Origin of the sequence: Sphingobacterium sp. BIGb0116, from assembly GCF_024808035.1 — a bacterium.
In the GTDB taxonomy this organism is placed as follows: Bacteria; Bacteroidota; Bacteroidia; order Sphingobacteriales; family Sphingobacteriaceae; genus Sphingobacterium; species Sphingobacterium paramultivorum.
On the sequence record NZ_JANUDT010000004.1, the window covers coordinates 410,191 to 423,401 of the forward strand.

Consider the following 13,211-nt stretch of genomic DNA (forward strand, 5'->3'; position numbering starts at 1 on the left):
ATGTTAATATATTAGTTTAATTCTAAGGTATTTGCAATACGTAGTAAAAGATCCATGTAATGCGATTTTGTAGTCGCGTCACCTGTCCGCTGCTTTTGTTTCAACAACTGGTAAATCTCATATAGTTCAGCACGTTTATAGGTCAACATATCGGAAGTACGTATCATGCCAGTGACATGTACATTCCGAAGTCCCGTTTGTGAAGAGGATGCATGTTGCGGATGTAAACATAGATCAGGTTGTGTCGCTTCAACCAGTTGCTCAATGCCTGCCAGTTTCTTCGCATTTAATTTCTCCATGGATTTGTTTGTAGATACCATCAGAACATCCACATAGTTTTGTTGTAGCATCCGTGTTTTAAGATCCAACGATTGTCCACTGATGGTTTTAGCAAAGATCGTCTGACGTACAGAAGTTAGAAACTCAGGTGCACTCCATGCTTTTCTACTTCCAAAAAGATTTTCCATCTCAACCATACGCAGCAAACGTTCATCGTTGACCAGTTTATACAACATGGCATACTGAAATTCACGTTGTAAGTTATAAGGAGCATACTCAAATGGTCCTATTGGTGAATCTTTCAATGGAAAAGTTTTTGCCATCAGCTCTGGGACGAACAACCACTCAGGCATGTAAAAGACATTCTTCTTGAGGTATTCCAAAGCACGTACTTGTTTGTCTTTTGGTACTGGACTATAGGCATCTTTTTGATCGCCCAAAACAGCATTTTCCAGGTATATACCCCCAATATTATTTAAGACATGGTCAGCATACGCGTACCATTGTCCGACTACACCCATATATAATTTACCGGCACGGTAGTAATCATCACCTACATTAGTGGTCCAGTTGATAATATTAGGCATCATACGACGCAGATTCAGCATGCCATATTCACCAGCTTTCATCGCGTCGTCACCAAGATCTTCCGATTGAGCCCGCGGATCAACGATATTTTTAGAATCTTGCTGTTCACCGTAATGGTAAATAGGATCATGTACATGGCTGTCAATTTCCTTTCTCAACAAAGGAATTTCATCCCAAGGTTGCGTTTTGCCATACCAACGGTAAGCCCAGCCAATGGCATACTTGTCGTAAGCACCGATCACGGGAGTAATCTGTTCCACACCATCTTCGGGTTGTGCCACATAATTGAAACGAGCGTAATCCATAATTGAAGGAGCAGTCCCCCCCATTTTGGCGGTGAAGCTTTTGCTACGCAATGAATCAACAGGAAAACTTGCCGAGGAGCCCATGTTATGCATAAGACCCAAAGTATGGCCAATTTCATGGGAAGAAACAAAGCGAATGGCATGTGCCATTTTTTCATCCGAAAACACATTGGATCGTACCGATGTATCTACTATACCTGTTTGTATACGCATCCAGCTATTTAAAATCGTCATGACGTTGTGCCACCAGATCACATCGGCTTCAAGGATCTCCCCCGAGCGCGGATCGACCACTGAAGGTCCCATGGCATTAGCCTGAGCAGATGCGGCATAAACGATCGAGGATACATTGGCATCATCGGGATCAAATTTGACACTATCCGGCTGTTGTTTGGCCAGAATTGCATTTTTGAAACCAGCAGCTTCAAAGGCAACCTGCCAATCATGAACTCCATCGATGATCGCTTGTCGCCACTGTTTTGGTGTCGCCGGATCTAAATAAAAGACAATCGGTTTCTTTGGTTCGACCAACTCCCCTTTCAGATACCGCGCTTTATCTTCGTCACGCGGTTCTAAGCGCCAGCGATTGACCAGATTTTTCTTATCCAGTTCCTGTTGTTTATCATTAAAATACCAACGTGGTGAAGTAAAGAAACCTACTCTTGGATCTGCAAACCGCGCAACCATAGGATTTTCAGGCAATTCGTAAAGGTTACTTGTAATTTCTAAAGAAACCGGCACAGATTCATTACCTTCAGTCACCTTGGTAGAGAATACAGACTTCACAACGATATTATTCGCATAGGATTTAATGTCTTCAACGGTAGATATACTCGTTTTAGGTGAAGTTCCCAAACCCAAAGACGTAAACACATCCGTAAAGCTTTTTTCTGAACCGTCAAATACTTTATTGACTTTGATCACCACGGCACTTGAATCTTTTGAATAGCTTTCAATCTTAAAAGATTCGATATAAGAAGGACGGTAGTTATCATAAACTGAAGCCGCAATCGCATCACCCTTAGGTACTTCGACCTGCGGTTTAATCTCCGAAACCCACACTTCTTTTTTCTCCTTACGATGGGTAAAACGAATGACCTTATTTTCATAATTCATCCCTTTGTTTACCCCAGCCTCATTCAAGGCCAACGGTACAGAAGATAGTTTTTGGATCAACAATATATCTTGCCCCATCTTTTTCAATGGAATTTCAAAGTAGTAGTTGTTTTCTTTACGGATCACAGTAAACATTCCACTATCCACACGCGCATCTTTCAACAATTTGTCGTATGCAGCTGTAGAATCTTTCTTTGCCGTAGAATCTTTGGCAGAAGTAACCGTCTCTTTTTTTCTTAAACCTACTGTTTGCAATAATGAACAAGATTGCATTAGACCCGCCGAAAATAAAAGACCAATGGCTAGCTTAGTATAAGTGTTTTTCATCAAATAATTATTTTTGAGCTCGCTTTCAAAGGCATAAATGAGCTCGTGGCATTCTATTTGTTTTTCACTGGTGACGACGTAACATCAACCGAATATCCATTGTTGATCCTAAGCCTGTTTTAGCTTCGGATTTTGAATCAGAAAGTAATTGCATCTATTCCATGGAGGTCAATCATAAGTTGCACTTTATAAAGACCTTGGCATTTTATGGGATAAGATTAGGCTAATCACAAACTAAAACCGCTGGATTAAGAGCCAAATTTGTTAAAAATATTGTACAGAATAATACATAAAGGGATGAACACGCAATTCAGAGTGATGAACACGCACTATAAAAACATGAATACGTAGACACCTCCAATTTCATTATTCATATACAGCATTATGCGAGTGGTAATCGCACAATAAATTGCCCCGACGCTATCCCGAAATGAAAACCTGCCATGGCATAGTAACTATAGATGGATGACAAATAATTGAGCCCGTACCCCTCACCTTCAAGCTCTGCTCCCTGTCTAGGCTGCCAGTTGTTGCTAACCTCCAGCAGGTTGGTTTCGGGTATATAGATTAAACGAATAGTAAGCGGATTCTCTTTCGAAATGCGTGTATGCTTTATTGCATTCTCAATCAGCATTTGCAAACCCAAACGTGGAATTTTCTGTTCTAATAATTCTCTTGGAATATTTATATCCATATCCTGCAATGCCGCGCCGAACCGCACCTGCTGCAAAAAGAAATAGGCTTTGGCCAATTCCAGTTCCTCCCCTAGTGTAGACCATTCTGCCTCATCTGTACGCAACATTTTACGATAAACCTTGGTCATCTTTCCAATAAAAGACTTAGCCAGTTCATCGTCTTTTCCGATCAGGTACTGAAGCGACCCAAATGTATTGAAGAGAAAATGTGGATTGATCTGTTGTCGCAATTGTACAAGACGCATCTGCGTATATTCATTTTCCTGCTTCAGGGCCAGCAATTTCAATTGTTGAATCTTGCGTCGCTCCATAACATTAAAATAGATCAATACCATCGCCACCAACATCAACCCTACACCGAGCAAGATACTATAGGTCAACAATTCCTGAATTTCCTCTTCGATACTCAACAAGAGAACATACACCTTGATTTCGCCACCAACAAACAGAATGTTACAGGGATAGGAATTAACCATCACGTCCAGCTGCAGAAAATCTGACTGAACAATTTGCCCCTGTTTTGACACAGCGGCAGTATTTCTCTTTCCCCACTTTCGATTATCAGGAGAATACACACAGATGCCGCGGTCATCATAGATCTCAAAATAAGCCCGCCTTCCGAAATTGAGCTTAGCAAAATAAGCATTCAGCTTTTCGATATCCATATAGATATGATATAACCGATGATTTATTGTTCGTGTCCGTAACAATGTTAGCATCCTATGGCTCATATAATCAGGTTGACCAACCGGGATAATGACCAATAAGGAATCACCACTTTCCTTTGGATCAAAAGTGGGTTGTTCCAATATTTTTTTTTCAGAAAGGTACAGATCCTGCTGTAGCAATTCCAATTGCTTTTTGACAAGAAACATATTCTCATCCGCAAAATCGATCAAGATTCTTTTCTTAAGACGATCAACTTTATGATGGATAACACCGAGCAATCCCCCTCCTACCAGCAGCAACAACAACAAACAGACAATCAGGATAATACTATTTTTCTGTTCGGCATTTTTAAATCGAAATTTCACGGCGCAAAAATACATCAAAATTTTCAAAGCTTTAGCAAACAAGTTCATAAGAAAGGCTCTAACCCAGCCTTTTGTCAATGAAAAACGACATAATCCAAGCTCTTTTCAAAATAAATGCATCATATAACTGAGATTAATAATAATTTTCTGACTTTTGTAACCACAAAAAATTACAAAGTGTCAAAAGCTACATTTATAAAGGTTGTGAAACGTATCGCTATCGTTTTTGCAAGCATCATAGTCTTACTCGTTATCAGCATATTATCCATCCCTTATATATTCGAAAATGAAGTCAATAGCAAGGTCAAATCACTGGTAAACGAACATATCAAGGGCGAGTTAAACTACGCTAAAGTGAGATTAACCTTCTTTGACCAGTTTCCACTGCTGACAGCGTCGATGGATGATGTCTTCTTAAAAGGTGCCGAACCTTTTAAGAACGATACACTAATTGCCGCAAAGAAAGTAAGTTTTGGTGTGGATTTGATGAGCCTGCTCAAATCCAAAATTGTCATCGATAAATTTATCGTGAACAGCGGAAAGATCAACATCCTGGTAGACTCCCTGGGTAATGCCAATTACAATATTTATAAATCTAGCCCCGCTGATTCCACAAAAACACAAGACAATTCCGAAAGCAGTGCTTTAGCCTTCCAACTGATTAAACTGGAAAAAACCAATCTACATTACGAAGACCGCTCTATTCCGCTTAAGATAGAAGCAAAGGATTTGGAATATGAAGGCAAAGGGGATCTCATGTCAAATATATTTGACTTAAATACACGGGCAAAAATTGCATCTTTCTCCTTCTCTTTTGACAACGAACTATATGTGGACCGAAAATCAATTGATGCCAATTTACTTACACGTATCAATACCAACAACTTGTCATTCGTATTTGAACGAAACGATATCAAGATTAACCAGCTACCGGTTCGATTCAGAGGGCTCCTGTCATTTATATCCCATGGATATCACCTTGATTTTAAATTAAAATCACAGGAAAGTACCCTGGCCGAATTACTTTCATTAGTCCCAAATAGCTATGCTTCTTGGATCAAGGACCTCTCCGTGAAAGGTACATCTGAGGTTTTTGTTAATCTAGAAGGTGATTATATTGTCGACAACAACAAAATGCCTAATCTTTCACTTGGGCTCATGGTCAACAATGGCTTTCTCGCGTATAAACAATCCACCAATCCGCTAACAGACTGGAACGCAAAATTACGGATAGACTTGCCGGCACTGAATCCGGACTCGCTACAAATTGATCTTAAACAATTTGACTTTAAAGTTGCTTCAGGCTATTTCAATGCACAGGGCAACATTGCGGGTTTACACCCTGTAACCGTGCATGCCAACATAAAAAGTGATCTTAATCTCGATAAACTCCATGCCTCGCTACAGTTTCCCGATTTTTCTTTCGGTGGGAAATGGAATCTTGACGCAAAAATCGACGGAACATACGCCAAAGCTATTCGTAAGGTAGGACTTCAAAAACGCGAACAGGAATACGTCGCATCCATTCCTACTTTTGATATCAAAAATACACTCGTAGATGGTAAATTCAAATTGGCTAACCTCCCACAAGGATTGGACAAAATTGCTTATCGTCTGGAAGCAAAGGATCCCGATGGCCAGTTAAAAAGTGCATCAATAGCAATCCATGACATTTCTGTTCAGGCACTTAACAACTATATAAAAGGATTTATTTCAATAACAGATTTTAATAAAATTGCAGTCAATTCGGATTTAAAGGCATTATTTAATTTAGCAGATATCAAAAATTTCTACCCAATTAAACAAGTCGAATTGGCAGGATTGGTGGATGTCAACCTCATAGCAAAAGGTTATGTGGATCTCAAACGAAACATTTTTCCCGAAACCAATACGTCCATCGTGATGAAGAATGGGTTAATCAAGTCAAATGATTATCCTATCCCGATGGAAAATATTCAGGTCGAAGCTTTTGTCAATAGCGAAAAAGGTTCACTTCGAGATCTGAATATCAAAATTCTACCGGTATCATTTACATTTGCAGGTGAACCTTTTTTCTTGAATGCAGACCTCAAGAACTTCAATAACATTAAATACAACATACAGTCCAAGGGTAAGCTCAATCTCGGCCCTATTTATAAACTCTTTGCATTGGATGGCACCAATGTCGATGGCTTTATCTATACAGATTTCAGTTTAAAAGGCTTACAGAGCGATGCCACCAATGGTCATTATAACCGACTCCAAAATAGCGGCCGGTTAAGTATTGGAAATATCCAAGTTCAGTCCGACATGCTTCCACAGCCTATTGCAATTAGAAGTGGGAACTTCAGTTTTAATCAGGAGAAAATGAATTTCGATAAATTCCTGGTTGCCTATGCTAAGAATAATATTTCCATCAAAGGATACCTCAACAATATTATTAATTATGCAACAAGTAGTCAAGCACCGTTAAAAGGTCAATTTACACTCAGCAGCAAGAAAATCAATGTGGATGATTTTATGGTTTTTGCCGCCCCTAGTTCGTCTACAACAGCAAGCTCCTCCGAAAGCGGTGTGGTTCTTCTCCCCAAAAATTTGGACGTTCAGGTCTTAGGGCTTGTCAACGCCATATCATATAACAAAATGAATATCAAAGATTTCAAAGGGGACCTACAGGTAAAAGAAGGTAAGATGACACTGAATAAGACAAACTTTGAACTCGCGGGACTGAAAGTAGATATGAACGGAAGTTATCGTCCCATAAATCCACGTCGCGCAAGTTTTGATTATGCTGTGAAAGCCGACAGCTTTGATATTCAACGCGCTTACAAAGAGATACCGATGTTCAGAGAAATGGTTAGCTCTGCTAAAAATGCTTATGGCCTTGTTTCATTGGATTACAAATTGGGTGGCCTATTGAATGGCAATATGCAACCAGTAATGCCTTCTATCGTCGGCGAGGGATCCTTAACGCTAAATCAGATTAAGTTCAGAGGCTTCAAACTACTCAATGGAATTAGTCAATCTACCTCCAAGGAAAAATTGAAGGATGGCGAAGTAAAAAAAGTTGTTATTAAATCCCACATCAAAAATAATGTGATGACCATCGAACGCACGAAAATGAGAATGATGGGATTCAGGCCTCGCTTTGAAGGTCAAGTGACTTTAGACGGACGTATGAACCTAGGTTTTAGACTGGGCTTACCTCCTTTTGGAATCTTTGGGATACCTATGCGAATTACGGGCACTCCAGATAACTTTCACTTAAAAATGGGAAAATACAAAGAAGAGGATCTCGACATGGACATGGATGACGAGGACAGTAAAGTATATAAAGAATCTCAAAAGGTGCAAGAAACACAGGCTAAATAAACGCGCAATTAGTTTTAGTAAATTCAGTCGACACAATAGTGCTGAATTAAAAACGTTATTAAGTTAACAGAAAGATTTGTTAACTTAATAACGTTTTTAATTGTTGAAAACTATGAGATACATACTAATTATACCCATTGCGGTTCTATCCATCTGCAGTTGGTCCAGTTTCAATACCGTTAACGATCAGAAAAATCCCTTATATGGGAAAGTATTCCGTGAGATCAATGAAATTGCTGAATTAAAATCTTATACCTACGCAACTGGCGCACTTATTGAAACCGACAAGAATGCACATGGGGACTATCGCTTTGCTGCCGGCTATTTTACAAATGCCAAAAATGGTGTTTGTATTTTAGAGGAATTGTTACCCGATGATAGCAAAGGTAAAGTCAAATACAAGATTTTGGATACCATCAATATCCAAAAACTGAAGTCCAACGAGCAGCTCAGCTTATGCAACTGCAAGCAAGGTGACAAACCAAACAGTGAAATTATAGCCATTAGCCGGGTCGATGAAAGCAAAGAATATTTCGACAAAATCGTCAAGGCATGGCGCATGGATACCAAAAGCCAGAAAATTATTCCTTTAAAAGACACAAAAGGTATAAGCTGTCTCAATGAAGGCTACGGAATCTAGTAGCGACAGGGTTTTTAAATCAATCCGTCAGCCTTCAACTTGTCAAACACATGCAAAACGCCAATGACCTGGATAGGTTCTTCCTGGTACTCTTGGTGTGAAAAATAACGAACGGCGCCAATCTCATTACTGGGTTCGATCTGCTCTGTTAATGGATACAGAAAACAATCTTGTTCCATGATAACCTCCGGCACAAGCCCGTATGCCGGGGCTGTAACATGGCAATAATAGGATATTTTATCCGGATCCAGATTGATATTTAGCTCCTCTAAAATCTCGCGACGAAGGGACTGCAGAGCTTCCTCCCCCGCATCAATCTTTCCACCCGGCAGATACCATGCCTTTCTATTGTTGCTATACGCTAATAATAATTTATCTTCCTTAATACTCACTAAACCCGCTGTAGGCAAACATTTTGTTGTTGTCATGAAATGTATTATAAGCTATTACTGATTAAATACGCTAGATGTGAAATTACTTCTTTTACGACATTTATCAAAGCGCGACAGCTAATTTGGAGAATCCTTCATTAAAACTTTGCACAAAATCAATAGAGAGGCTAATCAATATCCCGAAACATCATAGGCTAGTTTCTCTTTGAGCACAAGCTTCCGTAGGCTCTTCAAAAAAGTCTCCGCATGATTTATGGTAAAACACAGCGGCGGTAATAGACGGAGGGTATAGCGTCCTGCATATCCTGTAAAAATCTTTTCAGAAAACAGAAGTACATCCCGCAGATGTCGAATATCGTTTTCAAACTCTACGCCAATCATCAAACCTTGCCCCCTAACTTCACTCACGCCATGAATTTTTCTTAATTCTGTCAACAAAAATTCACCTACAGCTGCGGCATTATCAATCAATTGCTCCTTTTGAATTACATCAAGTACAGCCAGAGCTGCCGCGCAGATCACATGACTACCACCAAAAGTAGTACCCAATTGCCCTATGACCGGCTTTATCTTAGGCGAAATAATTGTTGCCCCCATCGGCAGCCCATTTGCAATCCCTTTGGCCACCGTAATTAGATCGGCTTCTATCCCAGCATGCTGATGTGCAAAGAAAAGTCCCGTGCGCCCATACCCGCATTGAATTTCATCCAAAATAAGCATGGTCCCAGTTTTCGTGCAAATTGCTCTTACTTCCTGTAAGAAACTAGTACTTGCCCGATGAATTCCCCCGACACCTTGAATAGGTTCAATAATGACCGCACAATATTCTTCCGTTTCCAATTGTTTTTTCAAACTGGAGATCTCATTGAAAGGTGTAAAGACAAATTGTTCACTTTCATTTAATGGTGCACGAATTGACTGGATATCCGTTGCCGCAACCGCAGCTGAGGTTCTCCCATGAAACGCATTGGACATCGCCAATACTTTCCTCCTTCCCGTATGGAACGAAGCTAACTTCAGTGCATTTTCATTTGCTTCAGCTCCCGAATTACTGTAAAAAATAGCATACGTCGGATAACCACAGGCACTGCCTAAGCGTTCGGCCAAACGATCCTGAAGATCGTTTGTAACTGCATTTGAATAAAATCCGATCTTGTTCATCTGTTGTATAGTTTGCTCAACAACATGCGGATGACTATGCCCAACAGAAATAACGGCATGACCACCATAGAGATCTAGATAGGCCTGCTGCTGTTTATCATAGACAAAGCAACCAAGGGCTCGTTCGATCGCAATATCAACTTTCTCAAAAACGGGAAATGGTTTCATGAATGACTTAGAATTAGTAAAACTCAAAAATCCACTTAAATCCCCTTTCATTCCTAGTCCAAGATGGTTATTTATTACTAGTCCAGCCGACACAGGCAATAAACAAAATAACTCATCTTAAATAGAATAGCGCAGCACTGCTCATGCGCCATCTATCGAATGTATTTTAATCCTGCAGAACAATTGTATATTTGAACAATTACCCGATACAACAGCCTCATGCTTAGACCTTGGAATTTAACGATAGATATTGACAGATCCTCTTCAAAAGCGATTTACATCCAAATAGCGGATAACATTGCTGCTGATATTCAATCTGGTAGATTGCCGAAGGGAACGGCCTTACCGAGTAGCAGATCTCTTGCAGCCCAACTAAAATTAAACCGAAACACGGTAATTGATGCCATACAGTTGCTGTTGAGTGAAGGCTGGCTGGTTAGTCAAGCACGTAGAGGTATATTTGTAGCGGCCCAATTACCTTATGGCTCGAACCTATATGTTGCACAAAAGATCGAATTATCTGATCATCAGCCTCCAACACGCATTATATTCGATGACGGTAATCCAGACAGTAAGATTGCCCCGGTAGAACAGCTCGGACGGGCCTATCGCCAAATTTTTAAACGTAGCGCACGTTGGAAAATGATGGGATATGCCGATCCCCGAGGTCATCTAGATTTTCGTGAAGAAATCGCCAATATGCTCAACATCGAACGCAACATGCACATCGATAAAAACAAGCTATGCATCAGTCGTGGAAGCCAAATGGCCATGTACTTGGTCGCCCAATGCCTATTACAGCACGATGATTATATCTTTGTAGAGTCCCCTGGATACCATTCAGCCTGGAAGATCTTTGAAAAAGCCGGCGCGAAATTGATTCCTATTCCTGTCGATGCCGATGGTCTTCTCGTTGAAGAACTGCTGCCTCATTTATTGAAAAAGAGCAATATTAAGGCGCTGTACCTTACCCCACATCGACAGTATCCAACCACCGTCACATTAAGCAAAGAACGGAGATCACAATTAATAGCATTATCCAACCAATATAACTTCACGATCATCGAGGATGATTACGACTACGAATTTCATTTTGAACAAGCTCCCTATTACCCGCTCGCTTCACAACAGGAGCTGATCAATACAGTTTACATTGGTACGCTGAGCAAAGTTGTCGCACCAGCACTCCGTATCGGTTATCTTGCGACGAGAAACGAGCATTTGCTCCAGCAGATTACCGAACTTCGCTATATCATCGATATCCAAGGTGACAATATTATGGAGCAAGCTGTACTGGAACTCATTCAGGATGGAACAATCCGTAGACATATCCGAAAAGCAACACAGCTTTACAAAAGGAAACGTGATTTTATGATCGCCCAATTGGACAAACATCTGCAGGATCATGTGAACTACACTTCTCCACAAGGGGGATTGGCGGTTTGGCTATCTTTTAAACATCAAATCGACTGGGCATTTTTATTCCAAAAATTAAAGGAAAGATCAGTACATATACCGCATCCCGAAAACTACAGCAGAGAAAATGTTTTTGGCGGAATACGGCTTGGCTACGGATCCTTATCAGATGAATTGATCGAAGAAGGAATAGTCATTTTGGCTGAACTTTTGGAACAGGCAAAACTCTCCACTTAATGGTTTGAAACACAAAAAGCAACTAGACTATTTTCCAATTCGGACGGACTTCATTAGATTAAAATTCTGAAAAAACAAGTACATTCAATATTTAATTCCGCCTCATAAAGACCGATTAAAAGATTAGTATAGGTAATACGTAAAAAACAGTTAAAAATGCTGATAAAACGTAATTATTTTGTCAAAAATCAACTTTTTCACTTATTAATCGCATAAATTAACCGTAGTTTTACGGCGCAAAAGACACACGAGTAATTCCTAATAGGATAGCTATATAATAAGAGAGAGAATAGAGTACATTAATTTATGACTGAGAGAATACCCAGCAGGCCATATGCAGCAATAACTGGTATTGGCGGATATATTCCACCGAATAAAAGATCGAATACAGATTTGGAGCAGTTTTGCGATACATCCGATGAGTGGATTATCAAACGCACAGGTATTAAGGAGCGGAGAATTTTAGAAGAAAATCTTGCCACATCAGACATGGCTGTAAAAGCTATACAAGATTTGGCAACACAATATCATAAAAATCTGAACGATGTAGATGCCCTAATTGTGGCGACTTCTACACCTGATATGCCTATGCCGGCAACAGCAAATATCATTTTAGAAAAATTAGGTCTTACCAATGTTTGGGCTTTTGATGTCAATGCTGCGTGCTCTGGATTTTTATATGCCTTAGATATGGCTTCTGCTCTCGTTGAGACTGGACGTTATAAAAATGTACTCGTAGTCGGAGCCGACAACATCAGTACTTATGTCGATTTAAAAGACCGATCAACCAATATTCTTTTTGGTGATGGCGCTGGAGTGATATGGCTTGAGCCATCTTTAGAAGGTGGAATTATGGATGCCTATCTATGTAGCAATGGAGCGGGAAAAGAATTTTTAAAAATTGAAGCCGGCGGTTCTTTGTATCCAATCGACAGCAATCTTCCTGTTAACGACAACAGATTCCTGAAACAAGATGGTAAAACTGTATTTAGACATGCTGTTCAGTCTATGAGCGATGCCTGTAATACGGTTTTGCAACGCAACAACCTACAGATTGAAGATATCAATTGGTTAATCCCACATCAGGCTAATCAGCGCATCATTGATGCCGTTGGGCGTAGTCTTAATATACCACAAGATAGAGCGTTAAGTAATATCGAATACCTAGGAAATACCATTGCTGCCACGATTCCACTATGTATCTGGCAAAATATTAAAAAATTAAATACCGGTGATTTAGTCATGTTAACCGCCTTTGGTGCCGGTTTCTCTTGGGGAGCCAGCATATTTAAATGGATGATTTAAGCGATCAAAAACTTTAGTCGTCATAAATTCACACTAAAATAAAACCCCAGGAATCAATGATTTCTGGGGTTTTTCTTTATTTCCCGCTACCAAAAACAGGATCGCCATTGCGCAAGAAGAATCGAACCTATCCTCTTTTTTACAGGCAGCACCGTGAAGAAGAAAGGAATAAATAATGGGGAGTTTATAGGGACCTT

The 13,211-nt window shown here is 40.0% G+C and carries 8 protein-coding genes; 4 read left to right on the forward strand and 4 right to left on the reverse strand.

What is annotated here, in order from left to right:
* Window positions 1-11: 11 nt before the first annotated feature.
* On the reverse strand, window positions 12-2,615 hold the full coding sequence (locus tag M2419_RS12755; RefSeq protein ID WP_182330015.1) for a zinc-dependent metalloprotease: 2,604 nt from the start codon (window positions 2,613-2,615) through the stop codon (window positions 12-14).
* Between the two features lie 382 nt (window positions 2,616-2,997).
* A complete protein-coding gene (locus M2419_RS12760) occupies window positions 2,998-4,392 on the reverse strand; it encodes a sensor histidine kinase (RefSeq protein ID WP_153847913.1) in 1,395 nt (464 codons plus the stop codon).
* A 129-nt stretch (window positions 4,393-4,521) separates the two neighbouring features.
* On the opposite strand from M2419_RS12760, the gene M2419_RS12765 reads away from it, so the two are divergent.
* The gene (locus M2419_RS12765) at window positions 4,522-7,695 is read left to right on the forward strand and encodes an AsmA-like C-terminal region-containing protein (RefSeq protein WP_259255221.1); all 3,174 of its coding nucleotides are present in this window, start codon (window positions 4,522-4,524) and stop codon (window positions 7,693-7,695) included.
* 112 nt (window positions 7,696-7,807) lie between these two features.
* On the forward strand, window positions 7,808-8,335 hold the full coding sequence (locus M2419_RS12770) for a hypothetical protein (RefSeq protein ID WP_153847911.1): 528 nt from the start codon (window positions 7,808-7,810) through the stop codon (window positions 8,333-8,335).
* A gap of 14 nt (window positions 8,336-8,349) precedes the next feature.
* Here the strand turns inward: M2419_RS12770 and M2419_RS12775 are convergent, their stop codons facing one another.
* Both M2419_RS12775 and M2419_RS12780 read right to left on the reverse strand, forming a co-directional pair.
* Complete coding sequence (locus M2419_RS12775) at window positions 8,350-8,763, reverse strand: NUDIX domain-containing protein (RefSeq protein WP_088160369.1); 414 nt, start codon at window positions 8,761-8,763, stop codon at window positions 8,350-8,352.
* Between the two features lie 135 nt (window positions 8,764-8,898).
* On the reverse strand, window positions 8,899-10,056 hold the full coding sequence (locus M2419_RS12780; RefSeq protein WP_159731908.1) for an aspartate aminotransferase family protein: 1,158 nt from the start codon (window positions 10,054-10,056) through the stop codon (window positions 8,899-8,901).
* Window positions 10,057-10,275: 219 nt separating this feature from the next.
* On the opposite strand from M2419_RS12780, the gene M2419_RS12785 reads away from it, so the two are divergent.
* Window positions 10,276-11,709, forward strand: a complete 1,434-nt coding sequence (locus M2419_RS12785; protein WP_153847909.1) for a PLP-dependent aminotransferase family protein — start codon at window positions 10,276-10,278, stop codon at window positions 11,707-11,709.
* Window positions 11,710-12,015: 306 nt separating this feature from the next.
* The gene (locus tag M2419_RS12790; RefSeq protein ID WP_153847908.1) at window positions 12,016-13,014 is read left to right on the forward strand and encodes a beta-ketoacyl-ACP synthase III; all 999 of its coding nucleotides are present in this window, start codon (window positions 12,016-12,018) and stop codon (window positions 13,012-13,014) included.
* Window positions 13,015-13,211: the final 197 nt, after the last annotated feature.